We start from the raw sequence: 25,789 nt of genomic DNA on the forward strand, positions 1-25,789 counted from the left end.
AACAACAATAAAAAAGCAGCGAATGATCGCTGCTTTTTTTGTGTCTGATAAGCTGCTATCTATTCATTCTCAATTGCAATTTCTTCTTCTTTTTTCTTACCATAAAATTGTTGAACTAATAATCCGCACACAATCATAATTAAACCAATTAAGGTTGATGGATGGATCTCTTCACCAATAATGTTAGCCAATAACAATAAAGAGATAAAAGGAGAAGCAAAAATTAAATTACTTATACGTGCTGTATTTTGTGTTAGACGTAGTGCTGATAACCATAATACAAACGTTACACCCATCTCAAATAGGCCCACATAAGACACGGCCAACCAACCACTCATTGGGATTTGTGCCCAAGGCGCACCTTCATAAATACTCAAGCCAATCGCCACAGGCAAAGCGACTAAAAAACCAAGCAGTAAACCAAGAATTGGGTCGGCCTTATTTTTCGCATTTAAAATCCAGTAACTTGCCCACAAGAAGGTTGAAACGAGAGCTAGACCGACACCTAAAGGGCTGTCAAATTCTAAGCCTAATACATCTCCTTTGGTGGCAATAACGATAACCCCAGCGTAGCCCAAGATACAGGCTATCCAATCTTGCTTACGTATTTTTTGACCAAGAAAAACCGCCGCCATTAAAGTCAAAGTAATTGCCCAGCTGTAATTGATTGGTTGGGCTTGAGAAGCCGGTAGTAAATCGTAAGATTTGAAAAGAACCAAGTAGTAAGCCAGAGGGTTAATTGTGCCTAATAAAATGTAGTACAAAGGGTTGGCTACAAAGGTATCCACTAATTTCGATAAGTTTTTTTGATAAGCGGCCACACCAGCTAATGCAAGAATAGAGACTGCACTTGCGATAGTTAGCATCTGAGTGGGAGTAAAATGCTCAAGGGTGATTTTAAAAGCGGTTGCGACGGTTGACCATAATAGAACAGCAGCGATTCCAAATCCTAAAGCACGACGTTCATTCATTGTTATTATTCTCAGTTAGAAATCCATTTAGATCAGGAGTGTACCTGTGCTTGAAAAATAGTGTTAACTGGACATTTATCCAGTATCAAAATATCCTATAAGAATAAGTTTTTGTATTGAGTGAGTTATGGAATTTTTTAATCAATTTGGTGGCCATTTATTGTTTGGTTTTGCAGGGGCAAGCATTGCTTATGCCGTTGCACATGTACTAACAAAAAGTCGTAATCAACAAGAATTAGCCTTATTAGAGTATGAATTAGAATCAGAAAAAAAACTCGCATCAACTCAATTAAACCAACTCAATCTGCAATTAGAGAAACAACAAAGTGAGTTGGATGAACTGGATCTCGAAAGAGATAAGCTTGCCCAAGAGCAAAAACAATCTCATGGTCGTTTAATGGCAGCAATGGAAAAGCTGCGTTATTTTGAAGCCATCCAAAAAGAGAAAGAATTTTTAACTCAACAATTAGAGTTTTCACGCCAAGCCAATTCTAATGTAGAAGCGGAACTGCGAGAGCAAGAAGCGCGTCATGAAGAAGAGCGTAAATCGAGCCAAGAAAAGCTTGAGATGCTAGAGCGTGCAGAGTTGCGTTTAAAACAACAATTTGAAAACTTAGCCAACCAACTTTTTGAACAAAAAACCAAAACAGTAGATGAGCAAAACAAAGTCAGTTTAGAAGGCTTGTTGTCACCATTAAAAGAACAGTTAGAAGGATTTAAAAGACAGGTTAACGACAGTTTTGGTTTTGAAGCTAAAGAACGTCACACCTTAGTGCATGAAATTCGTAGCTTGCAACAGTTGAACGAACGAATGACACAAGAGGCGGTAAACCTGACCAACGCACTTAAAGGTGATAACAAGCAGCAGGGCAATTGGGGTGAAGTGGTCCTTGCTCGAGTACTACAAGAGTCAGGGTTACGAGAGGGTCATGAGTACGACACTCAAGTCAGTATGGATGACGAAGACGGTAAGCGTTTTTACCCTGATGTGATTGTTCACTTACCTGATGAGAAAGACGTCGTGGTCGATTCAAAAATGACCTTGGTGGCGTATGAGCGATTTTTTAACAGTGATGACTTTAATCAAAAAGAGCAAGCGTTGGATGAACACTTGATGGCTATCCGCGCTCATTTACGCGGATTAAGTAAAAAGGATTACCATAAGTTAAATGGCTTACGTAGCCTTGATTATGTCTTAATGTTCATTCCTGTAGAGCCAGCATTCCAAGTTGCAATTGAAGCTGACCCTTCTTTGATATCAGATGCTATGGAACAGAACATTATAATTGTAAGCCCTACAACGTTACTTGTGGCACTAAGAACCATTAGTAACTTATGGCGTAACGAGAGACAAAACCAAAACGCAAAAATCATTGCCGATCGCGCCAGTAAGTTATACGACAAAATGCGTTTATTTGTTGATGATATGGAAGCGGTGGGTGGCTCATTAGATAAAGCCAACCAAAGTTACCAAGGTGCAATGAATAAGCTCGCAAGTGGACGAGGCAATCTTATTCGTCAGGCAGAAAGCTTTAAAGAGTTAGGCGTTGAAGTGAAGCGAGATATAAATCGTAAATTTATTGAGCAATCTTTTGAAGCAGATATACTGCAAACACTTGGTGATAATGGCTTGGATAAAGTAGACTAGAGCGCTGTTGAATTCAGAGAGTAGGGATTCAGCGAACAATCTCTAGAGGACGAAAAATGACGGACAAGATGAACATGGCTGAAGAAACAACGCACTTCGGCTTCACCACAGTCGCGAAAGACGAAAAAGTAGCGAAAGTTGCAGAGGTATTTCACTCTGTAGCAGCAAAATACGACATCATGAATGACCTTATGTCTGGTGGTGTTCACCGTGTTTGGAAACGATTCACGATTGATTGCAGTGGCGTACGTCCTGGTCATAAAGTTCTTGATTTAGCCGGTGGTACTGGTGATCTTACGGCTAAATTCTCGCGTATTGTTGGTGATACAGGCCAAGTGATTTTAGCGGATATCAATAACTCAATGTTGAACGTCGGTCGCGACAAATTACGCGATATGGGTATTGTTGGTAACGTCAATTACGTACAAGCAAATGCCGAAGAACTGCCATTCCCAGACGATCACTTTGATTGTATTACCATTAGTTTTGGTCTTCGCAATGTGACAGACAAAGACAAAGCATTACGTTCGATGTTCCGCGTGCTTAAGCCGGGTGGCCGTCTACTAGTGCTGGAATTTTCAAAACCAATTCTTGAACCATTATCAAAAATTTATGACGCGTACTCTTTTCATCTATTACCAAAAATGGGTGAAATCATCGCAAATGATGCAGACAGCTATCGTTATCTTGCTGAATCTATTCGTATGCACCCAGATCAAGAAACATTGAAGGGCATGATGGAAGAAGCGGGCTTTGAACAAGCAAACTACTACAACCTAACGGGTGGTATTGTTGCTCTGCACCGCGGTTACAAGTTTTAAAGGATAAAACCAATGCCATTAGAACCGTTTGTAACAGGCGTGATGGAAACAGGGTTAAATACACTGTTAAAAGAATCACCAGATAGTAAAGCTGCTTTATTGCGCTTAAAAGGCAAAATTATTCATGTTCATTTAAATGAAGTGAATAAGGATCTTTTCTTTGTCTTTAGTCATCTACAAGTTGATATTCTTTCTCAATTTGAAGGCCAAGCGGATTGCTATCTTGCTTTAAATCTTTCTGTTTTGCCGCAATTGCGTAACCAAAACAATATCACTCAACTTATCAAACAAGATAAGTTGGTATTAGAAGGTGATTTAAAACTTGCCCAGCAATTTTCAGGGTTACTTGAAGAGTTAAAACCTGATGTAGAAGAGAAGTTATCTCAATACACAGGAGATATTGTTGCTCATACGTTAGTAAGTGGCGTGAAAGGCAGTGCGTGTTGGGTAAAAAAACAAATTACTCGTCAAACACGTCATGCAGCAGAAGTATTAACGGAAGAGTGGAAAATCGCACCAGCACCATTAGAAATTGCACACTTCTGTGACCAAGTCTCTGATGTTGAAAATCAACTCGCAAAGTTAGATGAACGTTTAACGCGATTATTAACCAATAATCCAATGGAGCGCGCATGACGCCATCAGAGTTAAAACGCCTATATCATATTACCAAGGTTCAACTTGAGTATGGCTTGGATGAACTGCTGCCTGATCATGCGTTAACTCAACTACCAAAGCGTTTACGTCGTGGCCTTTTTTGGATTAAAAATAAGCATCCAGAAATACCACTGGGGGAACGCTTACGTTTAGCGTTGCAAGAACTGGGTCCTGTTTGGATTAAGTTCGGTCAAATGATGTCGACTCGTCGTGATCTCTTTCCTCCGCATTTAGCAGACCAGTTGGCATTATTACAAGATCAGGTCGCTCCATTTGATGGTCAATTAGCAAAAGACCAAATGGAAATATCATTAGGTGGGCCATTAGAAAATTGGTTCACTGATTTCGATATAATCCCATTGGCTTCTGCTTCGATTGCACAGGTTCATACTGCCAAACTTAAAGAGTCTGGTCGTGAGATTGTTCTGAAAGTAATTCGCCCTGATATTCGCCCTGTGATAGAAGCCGATATTCGTTTAATGTATCGCATGGCAAGGTTAGTTGAACAACATATTCCTGAAGCGCGCCGTTTAAAGCCGGTTGAAGTCATTGAGGAATACGAAAAAACCCTAGTGGATGAACTAGACTTAAGAAGAGAGGCTAGCAATGCAATGCAGCTACGCCGAAACTTCGAAGGTAGCGAAGAGCTGTATGTACCAGAAGTCATTTTAGATTTAAGCTCTGAACATTTAATGGTGTCTGAGCGTATTTATGGTATTCAAGTATCAGACATTGCCCAGTTAGAAAGAAATGGCACTAACATGAAGCTATTAGCTGAGCGTGGTGTATCGGTTTTCTTTACTCAAGTATTCCGTGACAGTTTCTTTCATGCCGATATGCACCCTGGCAATGTTTTCGTTAATCCAGATAATCCAGATAATCCACAATGGATTGGATTGGACTGTGGTATTGTTGGAACACTCAATAAAGAAGATAAGCGCTATTTAGCTGAAAATCTATTGGGTTTCTTTAATAGCGATTATCGTAAAGTCGCACAATTGCATGTTGATTCAGGTTGGGTTCCGGCAGACACTAATGTCGAAGAATTTGAGTTTGCGATCCGCATGGTGTGTGAGCCAATTTTTGCCAAGCCATTAGGGGAAATCTCTTTTGGTCATGTGCTATTGAACTTATTTAATACCGCACGTCGCTTTAATATGGAAGTGCAGCCACAACTGGTATTATTGCAAAAAACATTATTGTACGTAGAAGGATTGGGGCGACAGCTTTATCCTCAACTCGATCTATGGGCAACCGCCAAACCGTTTTTAGAAACGTGGATGGCAAAACAGATTGGACCGGCAGCTTTTATAACTGCTTTGACTGAGAAAGCGCCATTCTGGGCAGAAAAACTACCTGAACTACCTGATTTAGTTTATGACAGTTTGCGCCAGGGCAAAGTTCTCAATCAGCGAATGGATAAACTCTACGCAGGGTATCGTCAAAGTAAGCGGCAACAAGCAAAAGGTAAATTCCTATTTAATGTTGGCGCAACTCTGCTGATTTGTTCTGCGGTGTTATTAACCAGTAACATTACTGCGTTAGCATCAATTAGTGCTGCTACAGGGGTCACGTTTTGGCTATTAAGCTGGCGAGCATATCGTCAATAAACGTTACTCTATTTAGCAATTTTTTAACCCCTAACACGCTGAGGAAATAAGCATGGGTGGTATTAGTATTTGGCAACTTCTTATTATTGCAGTAATCATTATTCTACTATTTGGTACGAAGAAATTACGCGGTGTAGGCAGTGATTTGGGTTCTGCAGTTAAAGGCTTTAAAAAAGCAATAAGCGATGAAGACACAGCAAAAGATGCGAAAAAAGACGCAGACTTTGTTGCTCCTCAAAACTTAGAGAAAAAAGAAGCAGAAACAGTAGAAAAACAAAAGCAAAACGACAAAGAGCAGGCATAACACGTGTTTGATATCGGTTTTTGGGAACTGATACTGATCTCTGTTGTTGGGCTCGTTGTATTGGGACCTGAGCGTTTGCCAAAAGCAATCCGCTCGGTTGTTCAATTTGTGAGTGCGGCAAAAAGCATGGCGAATAACGTCAAAGATGAGCTGTCTCAAGAGTTGAAAATACAAGAGCTACAAGAAAATTTGCGTAAAGCAGAACAGATGAATATGGAAGACTTAGCCCCTGATCTTAAAAAATCAGTGGAAGAGTTAAAACAAGCGGCAGCCGATGTCACTCGTCCATATGCAAAACCAGAAGAGAAAGCAGACACTCCAAAAGTGGATACGGAAACTTCGGTGACATCTGATTCAACTTCTAAAACAAAAGCAGAGTAATTATGTCATCAGCTGAACACTCTCAACCGTTGTTAACTCATCTGTTAGAGCTAAGAAATCGTCTATTAAAGGCATTAATTGCTGTCATAGTAGTATTTTTAGGTCTAGTTTGGTTTGCTAACGACATTTATGAGTTCTTATCTGCACCCTTGGTAGAAAGATTACCAGCGGGCGCAACGATGATAGCAACTGATGTCGCATCACCTTTTTTCACGCCTATAAAGCTGACTTTGGTGGCATCGGTATTTGTTGCTGTACCTATGATTCTTTATCAGGTGTGGGCATTTGTGGCTCCAGGACTGTATAAGCATGAGAAAAAACTTGTCATGCCATTACTGTTCTCAAGCTCTTTATTGTTTTACGCCGGTGTTTCTTTTGCTTACTTTGTTGTCTTTCCTTTGGTGTTTGGTTTCTTTACCACAATTGCACCTGAAGGGGTTCAAGTAGCAACGGATATCGCCAGTTATCTTGATTTTGTCTTAGCGCTATTTATGGCTTTTGGTATTGCATTTGAAGTACCTGTTGCCATTATCTTACTGTGCTGGACAGGAGCAACAACGCCTGAAATACTCAGAGAAAAGCGACCATACATTGTAGTGGGTGCTTTTGTTGTTGGTATGATGCTGACGCCACCAGATATTATCTCTCAAACCTTGCTTGCAGTACCTATGTGTATTCTGTTTGAAATTGGTTTGTTCTTCTCACGTTTTTACGTAAGAGAAGAGAATGAAGATGATATGGAAAAAGATGAAGCGTAATGCTTGATTAAGAATCTATATTAAAGCGCTGATACGAAGTCAGCGCTTTTTTTATGCCTCGCTCTAATTAATTTTTCCTACGCAATTTTCTGATCACCTATTTATCCAGGTTGCTATAAAGTGATCATGATCACTATTAAACTTTAGCATTAGAATACAAAGAAGAGACAAAGTAGAACTCTCTTGTGCGAGATCTCTTACAAATGAGTAGGATTTTGCACTTTATTTGTAGATTATATTACCTGTGCCTTTGTAACGCACTGATAAATAATGATTTATATTTCATGGTGAAATAACAGATAATTTTTTTGCAAATATTCGTAATTAGTCTATTGCTGAAATAATCGAAAAGCGTAATCTTAATGGTGTCGGAAGGATGCTGACACGGAACAGGAACTAGCCACGGATTTGGTACGCTTCAGGATGAGGCACTCGGTTACTTAGGATTAGTAATCGGCACGGATAGCGCAATGGACATTGAATGGACGCAATAGTAACTAGGATGGTTGCTACTAAGGAAAGACAATGGACACCTCTAGGATTGAGGTAAATGGACTGCACATCAGGATGATGTAAGGGACACCGCTCAAGGAAAAAGCGAAGAGAGTTAACTACGGACTGTTAACGGATCAGGATAAGATCAAGGACACCGCTAGGATAGCGAGAAAGGAATGCACTGAAGGAATCAGTATACTATCAAGGATTTGATGCATGGAGCACCATTAGTAGCCGGATTGCTGCGAGTAAAGTTATAACCCCGTTAGACGAGAGTCTAGCGGGGTTTTTCTTGTTTGGGGTAAAGTAAAAATGCAGGGTTCAGATCGGTCGCAAGCTCCCTTAAAGGTTTCAGGGGTATGTGTGATGAGTTTATTTATACTAGCTAGAAACTATACGCTACGCTAACTAGATACTATAAGAGCGAGTGTTGTGACGTTGGAATAACAGCGTTAAAGAATCAACTTTTTCTCTTATATGAAGCGAAGCGTTCTAGCCTCTAGTTAGCGCAGCGTATAGTCTTTTCCTGAAACCTGAAACCTATTTACTAAAAATCCATTACCCGTGTGCGAGATCTCTCACAAGCAAGTGCGAATTTTCGCTTTATTCATGGGTAAATATAACTACCTCACATTTAACTTATTGATAGTTATTTGTTTTCTATATTTAAGCAAAAGGGCGATATTTCTTTTTGCAAAAGTTTGAATTTAGTCTATTGCTGAAAATAATGAAAAGCGTAATCTTATTGGTGTCGGAAGGATGCTGACACGGAACAGGAACTAGCCAAGGATTTGGTACGCTTCAGGATGAGGCACTCGGTTACTTAGGATTAGTAATCGGCATGGATAGCGAAATGGACATTGAATGGACGCAATAGTAACTAGGATGGTTACTACTAAGGAAAGACAATGGACACCTCTAGGATTGAGGTAAATGGACTGTACATCAGGATGATGTAAGGGACACCGCTCAAGGAACAAGTGAAGAGAGTTAACTACGGACTGTTAACGGATCAGGATAAGATCAAGGACACCGCTAGGATAGCGAGAAAGGAATGCACTGAAGGAATCAGTATACTATCAAGGATTTGATGCATGGAGCACCATTAGTAGCCGGATTGCTGCGAGTAAAGTTATAACCCCGTTAGATGAGAGTCTAGCGGGGTTTTTCTTATTTGGGGCAAAGTAAAGCCTATACGCTGCGCTAACTAGATACTATAAGATCGAGTGTTGTGAGGTTGGAATAGCAGCGGTAAAGAATCAGCTTTTTCTCTTATAGAAGTGAAGCGGTCTAGCCTCTAGTTAGCGCAGCGTATAGATTCTTCCTGAAACCTGAAACCTGAAACCGTTTTTTTGCTCTTAAATCCCAAAAAGTCTTTTCGCATTCGTCGTCGTAATCGAATCCACATCCGCCAAACTTATCTCACGCAAATCCGCCACACGTTGAGCAACTAATTGTGTATAGGCTGGTTCATTACGCTTACCACGATGAGGTACCGGTGCTAAATATGGGCAATCGGTCTCTAGAATTAAGTAATCCATATTCAGATGAGGAATTATTTTATCCATACCACCATTCTTAAAGGTAGAAACACCGCCTAAACCAAGGTGAAAGCCTAAATCATTGATCGCTTTGGCTTCATCAACTGAGCCTCCAAAGCAGTGGAAAGTGCCTGATAATGAGCCATCTTGCTCTTGCTTAAGCAGGGTTAATGTTTCTTCAATAGAATCACGAGTATGGATAACAACAGGCAACTTCATCTCTTTTGCCCAGTTTAGTTGGGTGATAAAAGCCATCTCTTGTTCAGCTTTAAAGGTTTTGTCCCAGTATAGGTCAATACCTATTTCACCTACCGCAATGAAGTTATGTTTCTCAAACCAAGAGTGGATTGTTGCTAGGGTTTGCTTAACATCAGCATTTACATAGCAAGGGTGTAATCCCATCATTGAGCGACAAATATCAGGGTAGGCAGCTTCGGTTTTTAACATTGGTTCGATAGATTCTAAATCAATGTTAGGCAATAAGATCTGATCGATACCTTGTGATAAGGCACGTTGAACAACCAAATCTCGGTCTTCATCAAATTCTTTCGCATATATGTGAGCATGGGTATCAATCATAATTAAGGATCTTTTATTCAAGTTATGTTTTCTATCATACCAAGTTAATTGTAAAAATCAGATCCCTAAGAAAATTTGGATTCAAAAGGCGATGGGTATATATTGATCGCATCATAAATACAAAAGGAGCACAGTGTGTCTGTATCCATTCTAGGTGCGTTTCCAAACCGCCGTATGCGCCGTATGCGTAAACATGAATTTAGCCGTCGTTTAATGGCTGAAAACCAAGTAACAGTGAATGATTTGATCTACCCAATGTTTGTTCTTATGGGTAAAGATCGTCGTGAATCTGTAGAGTCAATGCCGGGTGTTGAGCGCTTATCAATTGATTTACTGCTTGAAGAAGCACAACGTCTTTATGATTTAGGTATTCCTGCGATTGCACTTTTCCCTGTGGTTTCACAAGATGCGAAGAGTCTTTGTGCTGCTGAGGCTTACAACCCTGAAGGTTTAGTTCAGCGTACAGTTAAAGCCCTAAAAGAGCATGTGCCGGATCTTGGTGTGATTACGGATGTGGCTTTAGACCCATTCACCACTCACGGTCAAGATGGCATCATCGATGAAGATGGTTACGTAATGAATGACGTAACGACAGAAGTTCTGATTAAGCAGGCGTTATCACACGCAGAAGCGGGTGCTGATGTGGTGGCTCCGTCTGACATGATGGATGGTCGTATTGGTGAGATCCGTAAAGCACTAGAAAAAGCCGGTCATGTTCATACACAAATCATGGCGTACTCTGCAAAATACGCGTCTTGTTATTACGGCCCGTTCCGTGATGCTGTTGGTTCTTCATCAAACCTAAAAGGTGGTAATAAAAAGAATTACCAGATGGACCCAGCAAATAGTGATGAAGCAATTCATGAAGTTGCAATGGACATCAATGAAGGTGCGGACATGGTGATGGTTAAACCAGGTATGCCTTACTTAGACATCGTTCGTCGTGTGAAAACTGAGCTTCAAGTACCTACTTTCGCTTATCAAGTATCGGGTGAATACGCGATGCACAAAGCCGCTATTATGAATGGTTGGTTGAGTGAGCGCGATACGGTAATGGAATCGCTACTGTGCTTTAAGCGTGCTGGTGCGGATGGCATCCTAACTTACTTTGCGAAAGATGTAGCTGAGTGGTTGGCGGAAGAGAAATAGATCTAGAGACTATACGCTGCGCTAACTAGAAACGATAAGAGCAGAATTCAGATCGGTCGCAAGCTCCCTTGCAGAGTTCAGAATTTAGTGCTGTTAACTTTTGTCTAAGAAATAAAAAAGCATGATGATTTTAGTTAATCATCATGCTTTATTTTTTTTTACCTTTTAACAATAGGCTGGTAGCTAAATTGATTTAAAAATCTAGCAGCAATCGCCTCTGAATTCTGCAAGCGAAGCGATCTGAACTCTGCACTTGCTCTTATAGAAGCGAAGCGTTCTAGTCCCTAGCCAGCGCAGCGTATAGGCTCTTATTCGCTTTTAGCGTCGATAACCAAATCCCAACCAATATTGGTCTGCTTATCCGCTTCAATCTCTAGTTCAGCTCTTGTTAGAGGATTCGCCGCTAACCAAGTGGCATCGATAGATAGCGATAGAACATCGTCGTTTTCAGACAAGGTTACAGCAGGTGCTAAATTTACATCGCGACGATGCGTTAATATCAGTGCTAAACGAAGTATACGTAACATACGTTGCGCTGAGGTATCTGAAACAGCATGTTGGGTTGGCATTGCTGAAAATGATTCACGGTAACGGCGTAATAGTTCGCCAAGTAAATGTTTTTGAGCGCGGGTAAACCCCGGTAAATCAAGGGCATTGATTAAATAGGCAGAGTGCTCTCCACCTTTTTTATAATCAATACACATACCAATTTCATGCAGCTGAGTTGCAGCCGTTAGTAAAGGTAATGCTTGAGGTTCAACAAGCCAGTTATCACCACACTGTTGAACGAGTTGGGTAGATAAGTCTGTCACTTGTTGTGCGTAATCAACATCTAGTTGATAGCGTTGTTGAACGCTTTTAATCGTACGTTGACACACTTCGTCGTGCTGCAATTCATCGATCATGCCGTAGCACAGACCTTCACGCAAAGCGCCGCCAGCTAACGTCATAGAATCGATGTCTAATAATTCAAAAATAGCAATAAGGATGGATAAACCGCTCGGGAACACGAGTGCTCTCTCAAGAGTCAATCCATCGATATCTAATTCTTCTAGGTGTTCATATTGCATTGCTTGTTTTTGAAGGCGCTTTAGCTTGGCCAAGGTAATCACCTCATCCATGCCTTGCGCCAACATAATTTCTTGCAATGCTTGGACCGTACCACTTACCCCTACACAAGTTTGCCAACCAAGGTTGGTATACTGAGTTAGGATAGGAGCTAGCGTCTCTTTTGCGCCAGCAATGGCCGCATCAAAGTTACTTTTCGTTAATGCACGATCTTTAAAATAGCCTTCTAACCAAGTTACACAGCCCATTTTTAAGCTTGTGAGTGCTTGTGCTTCAAAGCCATCGCCAATAATTAACTCTGTACTTGCTCCGCCGATATCAACAACTAAACGACGACCATTACCACCTGAAGTGTGCGCAACTCCTTGGTAAATCATACGAGCTTCTTCTTCGCCTTCGATCACATTAATGTCATGACCTAAGATTTGATTGGCTTTTTCTAAGAAGACATCCACATTGGTCGCGACGCGCAATGCAGCGGTTCCGACAATGCGAATGTTTTCTACAGGAATGTCTTGCAGGCGTTCTGCAAATAAGCTCAAACAATCCCACCCACGCTGCATAGCTTCATGGCTGAGTGTGTAGTTTTCATCTAATCCCGAAGCCAAACGAACTTTACGTTTAATTTTGGCCATGGTTTGCACACTACCATTTATATGACGCACAACAAGCATATGGAAGCTATTGGAGCCTAAATCAATGGCGGCATACATAGGTGATATTGTTGAACTTTTCATAAAATCCTTTTAATTTTTTCCGTAGAACTCAGATTATACTTGAGGGCTACGAGGTTGACGTGGGCGAGAGTATTTGCGATTTCCGCCTTGACGTTGACCATTATTGTTGCCGTTACGACGATTTTGCTGCGGACGACGTTGAAGACGTAGTGGCGCAGGTAAATCTTCAAGCAATGCTGAAGCGTCGTAATCAGATTGTGGAATTGAATGCTCAATATACTCTTCGATTGCTGGAAGGTTAATTGCGTATTCTTCACATGCGAAGCTAATAGAGTTACCACTTGCACCAGCACGACCAGTACGGCCAATACGGTGAACATAATCTTCTGCTTCGTTTGGTAAATCAAAGTTAAATACATGCGTTACTTGTGGAATGTGAAGACCACGAGCAGCGACATCAGTAGCTACTAAGATATCAACATCACCTTTAGTAAACTCTTCTAAAATGCGCTCACGTTTTTTCTGTGGAACGTCACCCGTTAGAAGACCAACGCGGTGTTTGTCAGCAGCAAGGTGGCCCCAAACTGATTCACACTTGTGCTTAGTGTTTGCAAAGATTATCGCGCGATCTGGCCACTCTTCTTCAATAAGAGTTTGAAGTAATGCCATTTTGTGATCATTTGAAGGATAGAAAAGCTCTTCCTTGATGCGATGACCTGTTTTTTGCTCTGGCTCAACAACAACGTGCTCTGGCTCTTGCATGTGTTCAAAAGCAAGCTCTTGTACACGGTAAGATAGCGTAGCAGAGAACAGCATGTTCAAGCGCTCTGTTGGCGCAGGCATACGACGGAAGATGAAGCGAATATCTTTAATAAAACCAAGATCGAACATACGATCGGCTTCATCAAGAACAACCACTTGGATCATCTTAAAGTCAATGTGACCTTGCTTGTAGAAGTCGATGATACGACCGGTAGTACCGATCAAAATATCAACGCCTTGCTCAATCACTTGCTGTTGTTTTTCGTAACGTTCGCCACCGTAAGCTAACGCGGCTTTTAGACCCGTACTTGCGATCAGTGACTCTGCATCATTGAAGATTTGAATCGCTAATTCACGTGTCGGAGCCATGATAATGGCACGCGGTTGCGTAATTTTACGACCTTCAGGAGCAGGTGTCGTTAATAGGTGATTAAAAGTAGCAGTAAGGAACGCTAGCGTCTTACCTGTACCCGTTTGGGCTTGGCCTGCAATGTCTTGGCCGGCGAGCAGTACCGGCAATGCCTTAGCTTGAATAGGAGTACATTTAATGAACCCTTTTGCATTCAAACCGTCGATAACCTGAGGCTGTAAACCTAGGTCGGCAAAGTTTTGCTCTGTGATGTGCGTCTTTTTCATTGCTATAGAATATCAGTTAAAGCTTGCAATACGAAACGGATTCCATTCAAATAGAGAATCAATTTGCTGGTTATCATCAAATCAGCCTTTAAATTTAACGTTGGAGTTGACGATGAGCGACAAAATTTTGCAGCTTACAGATGGCGGTTTTGAAGAAAGTGTGATCAATGCTGCAGGCCCAGTATTAGTAGATTTCTGGGCGGAATGGTGTGGTCCTTGTAAAATGATTGCTCCTATTTTGGACGAAATTGCTGACGAGTACGAAGGCAAATTAACGATTGGTAAATTAAATATCGATCAGAATGCAGGAACACCACCAAAGTTTGGTATTCGCGGTATTCCAACACTGCTTCTTTTCAAAGATGGCGGCGTAGCTGCAACGAAAGTGGGTGCTCTTTCTAAGACTCAACTTAAAGAGTTTCTTGATGCAAACCTGTAATATAGGACAGCATTAAAGCAGATAGAACCGCATATAATGAGAAATTATGTGCGGTTTTGTTTTATCTGAGCTAAGCTAAGCTCAGAAATTAAGGGGAATCCCCTAGACTAAAAAGCGAATAAGTGATAATTTATCGCGCGTAATTCATACGATTTCATTTCTTGACCGAGCTCGAAGGTCATCCATTCTTAAATCAACTAAAGACAGAATCTGATTTTGACTAAACAACTACCTACCACTATGAATCTTACTGAACTTAAAAACCGACCTGTATCGGATCTTGTTGCTCTTGGCGAATCATTAGGCCTAGAAAACCTAGCTCGTCTAAGAAAACAAGACATCATCTTCTCCATCCTTAAGCAACATGCGAAAAGCGGTGAAGACATCTTTGGAGATGGGGTTCTTGAGATTCTTCAAGATGGCTTTGGTTTCCTTCGTTCAGCAGATTGTTCTTATTTGGCTGGTCCGGATGACATTTATGTGTCTCCAAGCCAAATTCGTCGCTTTAACTTGCGTACTGGTGACACGATTTCTGGAAAGATTCGTCCACCGAAAGATGGCGAACGTTACTTTGCACTTCTTAAAGTAAACGCAGTTAACCATGATCGTCCTGATAATGCTCGTAACAAAATCCTTTTTGAAAACCTTACTCCTTTACATGCGAATGATCGTTTACGCATGGAGCGTGGTAATGGTTCAACAGAAGACATTACAGCGCGTGTTCTTGATTTAGCATCACCAATTGGCCGTGGCCAACGTGGTCTGATTGTTGCTCCGCCAAAAGCGGGTAAAACAATGTTGCTTCAAAACATTGCTCAAAGTATTGCGCATAACCACCCTGAGTGTGAGTTGATGGTTCTACTTATCGACGAACGTCCAGAAGAAGTAACTGAGATGCAACGCCTAGTTAAAGGTGAAGTAGTTGCGTCTACGTTTGATGAGCCTGCGTCTCGTCACGTACAAGTTGCTGAGATGGTTATCGAGAAAGCAAAACGTCTTGTTGAGCATAAGAAAGACGTGGTTATCTTACTTGACTCTATTACTCGTCTAGCTCGTGCATACAACACCGTAATCCCATCATCTGGTAAAGTTCTTACTGGTGGTGTGGATGCTAACGCACTTCACCGTCCTAAGCGTTTCTTCGGTGCGGCACGTAACGTTGAAGAAGGTGGTAGCTTAACTATCATCGCAACAGCACTTGTTGATACTGGCTCTAAAATGGATGAAGTTATCTATGAAGAGTTTAAAGGTACAGGTAACATGGAATTACACTTAAACCGTAAGATTGCGGAAAAACGTGTATTCCCAGCGATTGATTTCAACCGTTCAGGTACTCGTCGTGAAGAGTTATTAACTAAGCCGGATGAGCTACAGAAAATGTGGATCTTGCGTAAGATTGTTCACCCAATGGGCGAGACTGACGCAATGGAATTCCTAATTGATAAGTTATCAATGACGAAGACTAATGACGAATTCTTTGATGCGATGCGTCGTCAATAATTGATACTTAACTCAATCATTGGTACCAAGGTCAATAAATAATGAAACGCTGCCTATTTAGGTAGCGTTTTTTGTTGAGTTTTTGTTAATTTAACGGCATTATCATTTGTACTAAGCTTGATAAGGAATATCAACTTAGTTTATATCAAGGAGTAACATATGCGACAAGGACTGTTAGCATCGATCCTCCTCTCTGCAAGTTTGCTGACGAGTCAGGTCTCGGCATCTGATGTTCAACCAAGCTTCATCAATAGCTTGCTGGTTGATCAGCTGCTCAATAAGAAGGTCGATGAACTGCATCAATATTTGATTGATGGCGATATCATCACACTCAACTTTTCTCTTAATCGTCTCTCTATGCCACAGCAAGAAGCCGTTCGCTTCATGTTGATACAGCAAATAGAACAAAAAAATCTGATATTAAGCCCTAAGGGGACCATTTGGCTGAAAGAACAATTGGCTATTCATCCAACTTATACCATTAAAGATCAAGGTAATGGGTATGTGGTGACTAAGTTAGCGTTTGATTATTCTAGTATAGCTTCGCGTGTTCTAAACCAAATGAAAAAAGACCAACAGGTATTAGATTTTATTCTTGCCGCTGAAGAGAGACGTTTGGTGTTGTCTGAATGGCTAGTGGGTGAGCCTCATGAGGTTCGTGTTCGTCAATCGATTGTCTTAGCTGAATTGGATAGCTTAACCCCTGAAGCGCTAGATTATCTTGTATCACAAATTATCGATGATCCTTTGTCTGTTTGGTTACCAACGACTGAGGTAATGGTGCGCCTTGCTCAATTGTCTCAAAGCAGTGATGTGTATAAAATCTTATGGAAAATGCGTACCGATCAACACAGTATTGCAGAGCTTGAGCGTTTATCTAGTATCGCTCCCGATCCATTTGCGACTCAGCAATTAATGTCAGCAACCAATAACCCATCTTTAAAACAGAATGCTTTTGCTTCATTAGCTCAGTTGCATCCTCTTCCTCAAGATGTTCAACAGTTTTTATTAGCCAAAATTGATCATATTCAAGACGGCGGTGCAGTGGCAATGCATCTTGCTAATTATGGCCATACATCGTGGTTAGAAAGCCTGTCAACAACACGCAATAAAGTTCGCAAGCAACACGTAAGATTAGCGTTATCGCAACGCTAATCACGAGCTTGATTGGCAAAAGTAAATAGAGAGTGTGAGTTTGAATTGGGTTGGGTATAATCTATTCAAACTTCACGACAGTAGATAGCGATGAAATATAAGGATTTACGTGATTTTCTCGATCACTTAGAACAGATCGGACAGTTAAAACGCATTTCACACCCCATTGACCCGCATTATGAAATGACAGAGATCAGCGATCGTACTTTACGAGCGGGTGGTCCAGCATTGCTATTCGAAAATCCTACCGGTTACGATATTCCTGTATTAACGAACTTATTTGGTACTGCTGAACGTGTTGCGATTGGTATGGGTCGTAAGGACGTTCTTGAGCTGCGTGAAGTGGGAAAATTATTAGCGTATCTAAAAGAGCCAGAGCCACCAAAGGGTTTTAAAGATGCTTTAGATAAACTGCCAGTATTCAAACAAGTATTGAATATGCCAACCAAGAATATTCGCAAGGCCAATTGCCAACAGATTGTTTGGCAAGGTGATGAGGTCGATTTAGATAAAATCCCCGTAATGAGTTGTTGGGCAGATGATGTCGCACCGCTATTAACTTGGGGTTTAACCATCACTAAAGGCCCAAATAAGAAACGTCAGAATCTGGGTATTTATCGTCAACAGAAACTGAGTAAAAACAAAGTTATCATGCGTTGGCTTGCTCACCGCGGTGGTGCGCTTGATTTGCGTGACTGGATGGAAACGAATCCAGGTGAACCTTTCCCTGTCTCTGTTGCATTTGGTGCCGATCCTGCCACCATTCTTGGCGCGGTAACGCCTATCCCTGATACCTTATCTGAATACGCATTTGCAGGTCTTCTGCGTGGTAGTCGAACTGAAATTACTAAGTCGATTAGTAACGATTTAGAAGTCCCAGCCAGTGCTGAAATTGTACTTGAAGGCTATATCGACCCAACAGAATTTGCCGATGAAGGCCCTTATGGTGATCATACCGGTTACTATAACGAAGTTGAAAAACATCATGTATTTACCGTAACGCACATTACCATGCGTAAAGAGCCTATCTATCACAGTACATATACGGGTCGTCCACCTGATGAACCCGCGGTATTAGGTGTGGCATTAAATGAAGTGTTTGTGCCGATCTTACAAAAGCAATTTCCTGAAATTATTGATTTTTATCTGCCACCAGAAGGGTGTTCGTACCGCATGGCGGTAGTGACGATGAAGAAACAATATCCGGGTCATGCCAAACGCGTGATGATGGGCGTGTGGTCGTTCTTGCGTCAGTTCATGTACACCAAATTTGTATTAGTGTGTGATGAGGATGTGAATGCTCGAGATTGGTCACAAGTGACTGCAGCAATGTCTCAGCATATGGACCCATCGCGTGATAGCTTGATGATAGAGAACACTCCTATAGATTCACTAGATTTTGCTTCACCAGTAGCGGGTTTGGGCTCAAAGATGGGCTTAGATATCACCAAAAAATGGGATGCAGAATTAGCATTATCACCAAACGTGGAATGTTCATTCACAAGCAGTGAGCAGATTGAAGGCTGTATCGCTGAAATAACAAAAATGTGCCCTGAGATTATTGAAATTCATTTGCAGAATGACAATGCCAGTATGGTGGTTGTATCCATCAATAAACAGGCTGCAGGCAGTGCTAAGAAAATCATGGATGCCATTTGGTCTCAATTTGAAGAGAACAAATTTGTTATCGTATGTGATGACGATGTCAATGTGAGTGATTGGAACGACATTATTTGGGCTGTAACCACTCGAATGGACCCAGCAAGAGATACGCTCTTTTTGCAAGATGGTCACAGACACTCAAAAATGGGGTTAGATGCGACCAATAAATGGGAAGGTGAATGTCTTCGTGAGTGGGGAACACCAATCAAGAAAGACCCAGAAGTCGTCGCTAAAATTGATGCTATTTGGGATCAGATGGGAATACTCGATCGATTTATATAAAATAAAGCAGTCTAATATGGCTGCTTTATTTTTAGATTTATCTTTTTTGTTTTACTTGGATTATTTCAGCTTCTAATGCATTTAAAATATGGATAACATCGTTTGCCGCATTTTCCATCTCTTTTATATATTCCATTCCCTGAATATCATTGTGCTCTGCGTAGGCTTGTAAAGCCTTTTGCCCAAAATTATGAACTCTAGCATGAGGTGTGAGGAGTTGTTTATAAGACTCACAATGAGAAAAAAGCGCTTTACCTCTTCCTGTGTCATACCACTGGCCAAGGCGGCATTGATGATGGTTAGGAGTATCTATCTTATTTAGATCGTTATTTTGAATCTTTTTATAAACATTAACTTTCCAAACGACATGATCAAGTTGAACAAGACGTAAGAAAATTGAAGTATAACTTTCATCTGCTAGATTGTAGAGTTGTTCAGTATTAGTCATTAAATTTGTAATAATATCGATAAGTGTTATTACTTTTCGATCTAAAGACTCACATTGCTTCTCGATAAGTGTTGAGTTTTGATGACAAGTGAGAGTATTTTTATTGATTTCATGAACGACATTTTCAATTTGCTTGGCGGCTTCATTGGCACTTCGTGCTAACTGACGGACTTCATTAGCAACGACAGAGAACCCGCGACCGTGTTCACCAGCTCTTGCTGCTTCAATAGCTGCATTTAGTGCTAATAAATTGGTTTGGTCTGAAACATTATTGATCGTGACAATAAACTTGGTTATGTCTTCTGAATTTATTTTTAAAGTATTAAGTAAGTCATTATTAATTTTTATTTGAGATGAAAGTGATATTAATATTTGTCGAAATTCATTTAAAATATTAATACCATCTCGATTTTCGGTAATATGTTGAGATAGGTGAGCGTTTAAGTTTTCTGCTGCAGTGGCAATATTAGTTCTAATTCTATCAATAGGTTCAATTGAAAATAAAAGTTGAGAAATAAATTCATTTTGATTTTTCAAGTCGTTGTATAACGAAGATTCAGAAGATTTAAGTTCTTTTATTTCATTATCTTTTTCGGTGATATTTGTTTGAATAATATTGAACTGATGGTCTGAAGTAGGTTCAGAGGTCTGTTTTTTTTTGAAACTAAAGGTAAACATATAATGTAACCGTATGTTAATTTAATAGGGAATAAATAATAGTATTTGCATACTAATAATATATAAAAAGATCCTATTTTATTTCACTATTAATTTCTATAGTAAATATCACGAAATGAAAACGGTTTTGTAATGATTTTTTATTAGCTTTTAGAAAGTAACTATATTCTCCTTTGGGGTTAACGTTTAATGAACAGAATAGTATTATTACCACAACAAAAAGAATTCAGCATCGAAGAAGGACAGACCATCTTAGATGCAGCATTAGAGGCGGGGATAAACTACCCAAATCGATGCCAGGTAGGTGCATGTGCTATGTGTCTATGTAAAAAGTTAGAAGGAGAAATCGAATACGATTTAGAACCACTTCTAACCGACAAAGAACAACAAGAAGGGTGGGTATTTGCGTGTCAGGCAACAGCAAAAAGTGATTTAGTGCTGTTGTTAGAATAAATCCTCCCCGTATAATTAGAGCTTAATGCTCAATACACATAATAATGACAGCGTATAAATACCATGTTAAGTAGGTATCAGCTGAAAAAGGAAAGTCATGCCAATCAATTGCAAAGTAAAGTCTATCAAGCCATTGGCTTGTAATACTTTTCAAATATTACTTCACCCAGAACAACCAGTAGAATTCAAAGCAGGCCAATACCTCATGGTAGTGATGGGAGAGAAAGACAAGCGCCCATTCTCAATCGCGAGCAGTCCGTGTCGTCATGAAGGTGAAATTGAACTACACATTGGTGCCGCAGAGCACAATGCTTATGCAGGTGAAGTGGTTGAATCAATGAAAGCTGCATTAGAAAACGGCAGTGATATTCAAATTGATGCCCCTCATGGTGAAGCGTGGATCCGTGAAGACAGTGAGCGCTCAATGCTGTTAATCGCAGGTGGTACCGGTTTTAGTTACGTGCGTTCGATTTTAGACCACAGTATTAGCCAAAACATTCAAAAACCAATTTTCCTATACTGGGGTGGCCGTGATGAATGTCAGCTATACGCAAAAGCAGAAATTGAAACCATTGCTGCAGCGCATGAGCACATTACCTTTGTACCTGTTGTCGAGAAAGCTGAAGGCTGGGCAGGTAAAACGGGTAATGTACTTGAAGCGGTAAAAGAAGATTTTAACTCTTTAGCTGAGATGGATATCTACATTGCAGGTCGTTTTGAGATGGCCGGTGCTGCGCGTGAGCAATTCACCACAGAAAAACAAGCGAAGAAAGAACAGTTATTTGGTGATGCGTTCGCTTTTATCTAATTTAGCTTTAGTTAATACAAATAAAAATGCCACTGTAATAGTGGCATTTTTTATGGGTATAAATTACTTTTGTATTACTCTGTATCATCAACCATAGTCAGTGCTTTACGAGATAAGTCCGCTGCTGCTTGTTTACGGTTTTGCTTATCTAGCACTCGTGCAAGGTAGGCGTAATCAGACATATCTTCACGCACCTCTAATGCCGCTTCAAAGTGGTCGCGTGCGGGCTGCCATTTTTCTGTGCGCATATATAGCTGGCCAAGCGTACTTTGAATAACAGGGTTACGAACGTCGTAATTGGCCATGTTTTCTAGTAATACGGTTGCAGGATGATAATCAGCCAGATTCAACGTAGGTAAGAGTGCGACTAGGCGATCATCCGCACGTTTCTTCAAGTTATCACGCAGGATAATATAAGCTTCAGAGTCTGCTTTACGCTCGTGTAATTGTTTGATTAAGCAGATTAAAACAGGAACGTGTTTTTTCAGTTTCTTAGGCAACGTATTCCAATGCTCTAATAAGCCTGCTGTGCCTTTGTTTGAAGCAATAAAGGCCATCAATCCACATTCCGCTTTCTCTTCCAGTTCTAACGCTTGCTGTTCCGAAATAAGATTCGCCTTAGTTAAAGGATGAATGATGTTCTTTAGGGCTTGCCATTCATTAAGTGCCAAATAACACTCTTTAAGTAGCTCAAGCAAAACAGGATTACGTGGGTAATCGACTTTGACTGACTGAAGAGTAGCAAGGGCGCGTTCATACTCTTCTTCACGCATTTGTAATTTCGCACTTGTTAGCGCTACCGCTAGTGTACTGTCTGATTGTTCAGAAGCCAGTTGTAGGTAGCGATCACGCAGCTCTATTTGTTGACGACCCTGAGCGGCTTCTGCTGCTGCAAGGTAATTCAATAATGGAAAGTCGTTGTGGCGACCACCTTTAGTGATTAGACGTTCCGCTTCTTTCCATTCCCCCTCATGCAGTTTGATCATACCTTTAAAGGTGTTGTAACGCGCTTTACGTAAGTGACGAGCACTGAACCAACCGCGAGTAAAATTACCAACAGAAAGAATGCGTTTTACCAGTATTTCTAATAAAAATAACCCTGCGATCAAGGCTGCAATAAAGATAACCAATGTGGTTAGGCTCATTTCAATCGTAGTATCAGCCACAGAAATAAGCACATAACCTTGTTGGTCGGCAAATGTCGTCCCTACGATTAATCCACCGACTAAGACAATGGCCAGAAGAAGTAATCGGATCATGATTTATCTCCTTCTGTGGTGTTTTCTACGTTAGCTTTCTTTTCAGGAGCAAGAGCTTTCTTTGCTGACTCTGTTTTTACTTGCGTTTCGCCAATGGATTGGACGTTACGACGTAGGCGCTCAGAGATGAAATCAGACAGTAGCGCTTGAGTTTTAAGCTTTTGTGGATAGCGCACATCGACTTTGAATTTTGCTAAGGAATCCAACTGAGCCATAAAGCTTTTTACTGCTGGGTCATCTTGTTGGAAATATTGTGAAGACCATAATTTCGCACTTTCTAAAGCGGTTGCGTACACTTCACTTTGCTCTCGATATAACGCTTTTGAAGCCAGTAGCAATTTACCTTTAATGTTTTCTGTTAGGTAGAAGTGTTGCTCAGGACTTAGTAATGGGATGACATTGCCTTCACGCACACGATAAGTAATAAAGTGTCCTGCGAAGTCATCCAGTGATTGCATTAGGTTCGATTGCCAATCATTGATATTGGTTGACACTTCTTTTTTCTCAATCGCATTGGCTTCAGGAAGAATCGCACTGGCTAATGGTAATTGATTAATCTGTTGTTCAAGGCTATTCAGTTTAAGAACTAACCCATCACGGTCAATAAGAGGAATGGCTTTTAATGTCGCAATGTCATTAGCCATTGCACGGCGTAGAGGGGTTAAGCTTGGGTCGTTTAGTGCAGAGATTCGTTGGTCGGCATTTTCCATCAAGCGGGTAGCGCTCACCACATCATGTTCAAGCCACAGTTTACGACCAGCCATTTTTACTAAGTAATCGGCTTCAGCAAGTAGCCAGTCATTCGGGCGACGACCTTGCACATCAGCAATCGCCAATTGTAGGCTCGCAATGCTTTTATCTTGCTGTTGCATTAATACTGTTGCTTTACGAACGATTTCGTCTGCTTTATCGGTAATACGCTGCTCTGCGGTGACCAGTTTTGCATCAAAAGTGCTATCAGCTGCCTTGAGTTGTTGTTCAAGCTGAGCGATTTTAATTTGCTGTTGTGTTGTTTGTTGTTGAGATGCCAAGAAGGTTCCGCCACTCAACAGGATAGAGATAATAATAGCAACAGTGCCTAGGCGACGACTTTTTTTATCAACAGATGCGTCTGTTTTTGTCGTTGATTGTGGTGGTGTTTGCTCTGTTTTCTTCTGTTCTTTTTCTATTGCAGGAGAAGAGGAAACCAGTTCTGCTTCTTCTGCAGTCTGTGGTTTATTATTATTTTTTGTCATTTGAAATCCCATCATGATGATGCTCACTGATATAGTGCAGCAAGTCGGAATTAGAGGCTCCGCCAACCGTTTCAATATGTTGATAACCAAGTTGTTGTCCAAGTTGGTTAATTCGTTCGCTAGGCACTAACAATCGACAGTGCAGTACCCAATCTAAATCTGTTCCAGCAAATTGAGAGGTGAAAAACGACAGTTGCTCTCCGCTGGTAATAATTATGGTATTGATATTTTGTGATTGCCATTTTTTGGCGTTGAGTTTGCCATCAAAAGGCGTCATTTTACGTTGATAAGCTTCACAGTAATTTACTTCTGCTCCGAGAGCTTCAAGTGCTTGATAAATTAGGTCACGTCCCCCGTTTCCTCGTAAAATAAGTACTTTCTTACCTGACACACGGTTTAGCACTGGAAGCGCTAATAAATGTTCACTGTCGCTCGGTGTTGGGAAGTGTACTGTATCTGAAATATAGGTTCTGAGGTGTTGGGCGCTCTTTTGACCAACAGCAAGGTAATTTAGCCCTTTTTTCCACTCGATTTGATGGTGTTGCAAGTAATCTTGAGTGTGTTCGACAGCGTGCTGACTGACCGCAATAAGGAAATCCCCATCAGAAAGTAGTGAGAAAAGTTCTGGGAGTTGAGAGAGTTCTTTACCGGGGTGAATGGTTAACAGAGGATGAGAAATAGCAGGATGCCCTAATTGATTAAGGGCATCACACAATGCTTGGCTCTCTTGCTCTGGGCGAGTCACCAAAATCGTCATCGTTAGGCGTCAGCGTAAAGGCGATCTAAAATATCTTTCGCGCCATCGTTAAGTAACTGCTCTGCCAGTTGTGTACCCAATGCTTCTGCGTCTGATACCGGCCCTGTAATTTCACCACGAACCATGATAGAACCATCTGGCTCACCAACTAAGGCACGTAACCAAATTTGGTCACCATCGATAAGAGAGTAGCTACCGATAGGAACCTGACAGCCACCTTCAAGGCGGTTATTCATAGCACGCTCACACAACACTCGATGTGCGGTTTCTGGGTGGTTTAGTGGTTCAAGTAAAGCGCGAATGCGAGTATCGTCCAAACGCGTTTCAATACCCACTGCACCTTGACCAACCGCAGGTAACGATTGTTCTGGTTCAATTGAGCTTTTGATTCTATCTTCTAGACCAAGACGGATAAGGCCTGCACACGCAAGAATGATCGCATCATAATTACCGTCATCTAATTTTTGTAGACGAGTGCCTACGTTGCCACGTAGTTCTTTAATGATTAAGTCAGGGCGAGCTTCTTGTAATTGACATTGACGACGTAAGCTACAGGTACCAACAACAGAACCCAATGGTAAGTCTTCAATACAGTTGTAAGTATTAGAGACGAATGCATCACGCGGGTCTTCACGCTCACAAATCGTCACTAAGCCTAAGCCTTCAGGAAACTCAACAGGAACATCTTTCATTGAGTGAACCGCAAGGTCAGCACGGCCTTCTAACATAGCCACTTCAAGTTCTTTTACGAATAATCCTTTTCCGCCTACTTTTGCTAATGGCGTATCAAGAATGATGTCGCCTTTAGTTACCATTGTAACTAATTCTACTTCCAAACCTGGGTGAAGTGTTTGCAGTGCATCTTTAACAAAGTGTGCTTGCCATAGAGCCAGAGGGCTTTTGCGAGTGGCAATTCGAACTGGTAATTGCTGTGACATAGTAGTATCCGATCAAAATAATTACCTTATCCTACCACTACTTGAGGGTGAGGTGAAAATACAGGATGACAACAGTGTGATTATAGGTTAAAAACGACACCGAAATGGTATGGACACC

23 protein-coding genes are annotated in these 25,789 nt (G+C 41.0%); 14 read left to right on the forward strand and 9 right to left on the reverse strand.

Annotated features, from left to right (window positions below; translation table 11 throughout):
* Positions 1–59: 59 nt before the first annotated feature.
* Complete coding sequence (locus tag PVK71_RS05940) at positions 60–971, reverse strand: DMT family transporter (protein WP_274418982.1); 912 nt, start codon at positions 969–971, stop codon at positions 60–62.
* Between the two features lie 127 nt (positions 972–1,098).
* On the opposite strand from PVK71_RS05940, the gene rmuC reads away from it, so the two are divergent.
* The 7 genes from rmuC to tatC are packed head-to-tail and all read left to right on the forward strand — an operon-like array spanning position 1,099 to position 7,150.
* Positions 1,099–2,619 (forward strand): DNA recombination protein RmuC, encoded by a 1,521-nt coding sequence (gene rmuC, locus PVK71_RS05945; protein WP_274418983.1) that lies wholly within the window; start codon positions 1,099–1,101, stop codon positions 2,617–2,619.
* Between the two features lie 56 nt (positions 2,620–2,675).
* Positions 2,676–3,440 (forward strand): bifunctional demethylmenaquinone methyltransferase/2-methoxy-6-polyprenyl-1,4-benzoquinol methylase UbiE, encoded by a 765-nt coding sequence (gene ubiE / locus PVK71_RS05950; RefSeq protein ID WP_274418984.1) that lies wholly within the window; start codon positions 2,676–2,678, stop codon positions 3,438–3,440.
* 12 nt (positions 3,441–3,452) lie between these two features.
* Complete coding sequence (locus PVK71_RS05955; protein ID WP_151654955.1) at positions 3,453–4,076, forward strand: ubiquinone biosynthesis accessory factor UbiJ; 624 nt, start codon at positions 3,453–3,455, stop codon at positions 4,074–4,076.
* Complete coding sequence (ubiB, locus tag PVK71_RS05960) at positions 4,073–5,707, forward strand: ubiquinone biosynthesis regulatory protein kinase UbiB (protein WP_274418985.1); 1,635 nt, start codon at positions 4,073–4,075, stop codon at positions 5,705–5,707. Before PVK71_RS05955 ends, ubiB begins: the two co-directional genes overlap by 4 nt.
* Positions 5,708–5,759: 52 nt before the next feature.
* On the forward strand, positions 5,760–6,011 hold the full coding sequence (gene tatA, locus PVK71_RS05965; RefSeq protein WP_130048507.1) for a Sec-independent protein translocase subunit TatA: 252 nt from the start codon (positions 5,760–5,762) through the stop codon (positions 6,009–6,011).
* 3 nt (positions 6,012–6,014) lie between these two features.
* Positions 6,015–6,392: a Sec-independent protein translocase protein TatB gene (gene tatB, locus PVK71_RS05970; protein WP_274418986.1), complete on the forward strand. Its 378-nt coding sequence runs from the start codon at positions 6,015–6,017 to the stop codon at positions 6,390–6,392.
* A gap of 2 nt (positions 6,393–6,394) precedes the next feature.
* Positions 6,395–7,150 carry a Sec-independent protein translocase subunit TatC gene (gene tatC / locus PVK71_RS05975; protein ID WP_130045804.1) on the forward strand — a complete coding sequence of 252 codons (756 nt, stop codon included), beginning with the start codon at positions 6,395–6,397 and terminating at the stop codon, positions 7,148–7,150.
* A 1,853-nt stretch (positions 7,151–9,003) separates the two neighbouring features.
* On the opposite strand, the gene PVK71_RS05980 is transcribed toward tatC, so the two are convergent.
* Positions 9,004–9,765 (reverse strand): TatD family hydrolase, encoded by a 762-nt coding sequence (locus PVK71_RS05980; protein ID WP_274418987.1) that lies wholly within the window; start codon positions 9,763–9,765, stop codon positions 9,004–9,006.
* 135 nt (positions 9,766–9,900) lie between these two features.
* Between PVK71_RS05980 and hemB the strand changes: the two genes are divergently transcribed.
* A complete protein-coding gene (hemB, locus tag PVK71_RS05985; RefSeq protein WP_130046493.1) occupies positions 9,901–10,914 on the forward strand; it encodes a porphobilinogen synthase in 1,014 nt (337 codons plus the stop codon).
* 308 nt (positions 10,915–11,222) lie between these two features.
* Here hemB and gppA read toward each other — a convergent pair whose 3' ends face one another.
* Together gppA and rhlB are read right to left on the reverse strand one after the other, a co-directional pair.
* A complete protein-coding gene (gene gppA, locus PVK71_RS05990) occupies positions 11,223–12,719 on the reverse strand; it encodes a guanosine-5'-triphosphate,3'-diphosphate diphosphatase (protein WP_274418988.1) in 1,497 nt (498 codons plus the stop codon).
* Positions 12,720–12,752: 33 nt separating this feature from the next.
* On the reverse strand, positions 12,753–14,057 hold the full coding sequence (rhlB, locus tag PVK71_RS05995; RefSeq protein ID WP_130046371.1) for an ATP-dependent RNA helicase RhlB: 1,305 nt from the start codon (positions 14,055–14,057) through the stop codon (positions 12,753–12,755).
* 112 nt (positions 14,058–14,169) lie between these two features.
* Here rhlB and trxA point away from each other — a divergent pair, with 112 nt between their 5' ends.
* The 4 genes from trxA to ubiD all read left to right on the forward strand — a co-directional run bounded on the left by trxA (position 14,170) and on the right by ubiD (position 19,095).
* On the forward strand, positions 14,170–14,496 hold the full coding sequence (gene trxA, locus PVK71_RS06000) for a thioredoxin TrxA (RefSeq protein WP_005416871.1): 327 nt from the start codon (positions 14,170–14,172) through the stop codon (positions 14,494–14,496).
* Positions 14,497–14,736: 240 nt separating this feature from the next.
* Positions 14,737–15,996: a transcription termination factor Rho gene (gene rho / locus PVK71_RS06005; protein WP_130048028.1), complete on the forward strand. Its 1,260-nt coding sequence runs from the start codon at positions 14,737–14,739 to the stop codon at positions 15,994–15,996.
* Positions 15,997–16,155: 159 nt separating this feature from the next.
* The gene (locus tag PVK71_RS06010) at positions 16,156–17,151 is read left to right on the forward strand and encodes a hypothetical protein (protein WP_130048024.1); all 996 of its coding nucleotides are present in this window, start codon (positions 16,156–16,158) and stop codon (positions 17,149–17,151) included.
* 90 nt (positions 17,152–17,241) lie between these two features.
* Positions 17,242–19,095 carry a 4-hydroxy-3-polyprenylbenzoate decarboxylase gene (gene ubiD / locus PVK71_RS06015; protein WP_274418989.1) on the forward strand — a complete coding sequence of 618 codons (1,854 nt, stop codon included), beginning with the start codon at positions 17,242–17,244 and terminating at the stop codon, positions 19,093–19,095.
* Between the two features lie 37 nt (positions 19,096–19,132).
* Here ubiD and PVK71_RS06020 read toward each other — a convergent pair whose 3' ends face one another.
* The gene (locus PVK71_RS06020; protein ID WP_130048022.1) at positions 19,133–20,221 is read right to left on the reverse strand and encodes a methyl-accepting chemotaxis protein; all 1,089 of its coding nucleotides are present in this window, start codon (positions 20,219–20,221) and stop codon (positions 19,133–19,135) included.
* Between the two features lie 189 nt (positions 20,222–20,410).
* On the opposite strand from PVK71_RS06020, the gene PVK71_RS06025 reads away from it, so the two are divergent.
* Together PVK71_RS06025 and fre are read left to right on the forward strand one after the other, a co-directional pair.
* Positions 20,411–20,674, forward strand: a complete 264-nt coding sequence (locus PVK71_RS06025; RefSeq protein ID WP_130048021.1) for a 2Fe-2S iron-sulfur cluster-binding protein — start codon at positions 20,411–20,413, stop codon at positions 20,672–20,674.
* 97 nt (positions 20,675–20,771) lie between these two features.
* Complete coding sequence (gene fre, locus PVK71_RS06030; protein ID WP_274418992.1) at positions 20,772–21,482, forward strand: NAD(P)H-flavin reductase; 711 nt, start codon at positions 20,772–20,774, stop codon at positions 21,480–21,482.
* A gap of 74 nt (positions 21,483–21,556) precedes the next feature.
* Here fre and PVK71_RS06035 read toward each other — a convergent pair whose 3' ends face one another.
* The 4 genes from PVK71_RS06035 to hemC are packed head-to-tail and all read right to left on the reverse strand — an operon-like array spanning position 21,557 to position 25,671.
* Complete coding sequence (locus PVK71_RS06035; RefSeq protein WP_274418993.1) at positions 21,557–22,741, reverse strand: heme biosynthesis HemY N-terminal domain-containing protein; 1,185 nt, start codon at positions 22,739–22,741, stop codon at positions 21,557–21,559.
* Positions 22,738–23,976 (reverse strand): uroporphyrinogen-III C-methyltransferase, encoded by a 1,239-nt coding sequence (locus PVK71_RS06040; protein ID WP_274418995.1) that lies wholly within the window; start codon positions 23,974–23,976, stop codon positions 22,738–22,740. Before PVK71_RS06040 ends, PVK71_RS06035 begins: the two co-directional genes overlap by 4 nt.
* On the reverse strand, positions 23,963–24,733 hold the full coding sequence (locus PVK71_RS06045; RefSeq protein ID WP_274418996.1) for a uroporphyrinogen-III synthase: 771 nt from the start codon (positions 24,731–24,733) through the stop codon (positions 23,963–23,965). Before PVK71_RS06045 ends, PVK71_RS06040 begins: the two co-directional genes overlap by 14 nt.
* Before the next feature lie 2 nt (positions 24,734–24,735).
* Positions 24,736–25,671, reverse strand: coding sequence for a hydroxymethylbilane synthase (gene hemC, locus PVK71_RS06050; RefSeq protein ID WP_130046379.1), 936 nt, complete (start codon positions 25,669–25,671; stop codon positions 24,736–24,738).
* Positions 25,672–25,789: the final 118 nt, after the last annotated feature.

The sequence above is a fragment of the Aliivibrio sp. S4MY1 genome, from assembly GCF_028765545.1.
Lineage (GTDB): Bacteria > Pseudomonadota > Gammaproteobacteria > Enterobacterales > Vibrionaceae > Aliivibrio.

Coding starts and splice junctions, on each gene's coding strand:
- PVK71_RS05940 (WP_274418982.1), bottom strand. CDS start 971: ATGAATGAACGTCGTGCTTTAGGATTTGGAATCGCTGCTGTTCTATTA.
- rmuC (WP_274418983.1), top strand. CDS start 1,099: ATGGAATTTTTTAATCAATTTGGTGGCCATTTATTGTTTGGTTTTGCA.
- ubiE (WP_274418984.1), top strand. CDS start 2,676: ATGACGGACAAGATGAACATGGCTGAAGAAACAACGCACTTCGGCTTC.
- PVK71_RS05955 (WP_151654955.1), top strand. CDS start 3,453: ATGCCATTAGAACCGTTTGTAACAGGCGTGATGGAAACAGGGTTAAAT.
- ubiB (WP_274418985.1), top strand. CDS start 4,073: ATGACGCCATCAGAGTTAAAACGCCTATATCATATTACCAAGGTTCAA.
- tatA (WP_130048507.1), top strand. CDS start 5,760: ATGGGTGGTATTAGTATTTGGCAACTTCTTATTATTGCAGTAATCATT.
- tatC (WP_130045804.1), top strand. CDS start 6,395: ATGTCATCAGCTGAACACTCTCAACCGTTGTTAACTCATCTGTTAGAG.
- PVK71_RS05980 (WP_274418987.1), bottom strand. CDS start 9,765: ATGATTGATACCCATGCTCACATATATGCGAAAGAATTTGATGAAGAC.
- gppA (WP_274418988.1), bottom strand. CDS start 12,719: ATGAAAAGTTCAACAATATCACCTATGTATGCCGCCATTGATTTAGGC.
- rhlB (WP_130046371.1), bottom strand. CDS start 14,057: ATGAAAAAGACGCACATCACAGAGCAAAACTTTGCCGACCTAGGTTTA.
- trxA (WP_005416871.1), top strand. CDS start 14,170: ATGAGCGACAAAATTTTGCAGCTTACAGATGGCGGTTTTGAAGAAAGT.
- rho (WP_130048028.1), top strand. CDS start 14,737: ATGAATCTTACTGAACTTAAAAACCGACCTGTATCGGATCTTGTTGCT.
- PVK71_RS06010 (WP_130048024.1), top strand. CDS start 16,156: ATGCGACAAGGACTGTTAGCATCGATCCTCCTCTCTGCAAGTTTGCTG.
- ubiD (WP_274418989.1), top strand. CDS start 17,242: ATGAAATATAAGGATTTACGTGATTTTCTCGATCACTTAGAACAGATC.
- PVK71_RS06020 (WP_130048022.1), bottom strand. CDS start 20,221: ATGTTTACCTTTAGTTTCAAAAAAAAACAGACCTCTGAACCTACTTCA.
- PVK71_RS06025 (WP_130048021.1), top strand. CDS start 20,411: ATGAACAGAATAGTATTATTACCACAACAAAAAGAATTCAGCATCGAA.
- fre (WP_274418992.1), top strand. CDS start 20,772: ATGCCAATCAATTGCAAAGTAAAGTCTATCAAGCCATTGGCTTGTAAT.
- PVK71_RS06035 (WP_274418993.1), bottom strand. CDS start 22,741: ATGATCCGATTACTTCTTCTGGCCATTGTCTTAGTCGGTGGATTAATC.
- PVK71_RS06040 (WP_274418995.1), bottom strand. CDS start 23,976: ATGACAAAAAATAATAATAAACCACAGACTGCAGAAGAAGCAGAACTG.
- PVK71_RS06045 (WP_274418996.1), bottom strand. CDS start 24,733: ATGACGATTTTGGTGACTCGCCCAGAGCAAGAGAGCCAAGCATTGTGT.
- hemC (WP_130046379.1), bottom strand. CDS start 25,671: ATGTCACAGCAATTACCAGTTCGAATTGCCACTCGCAAAAGCCCTCTG.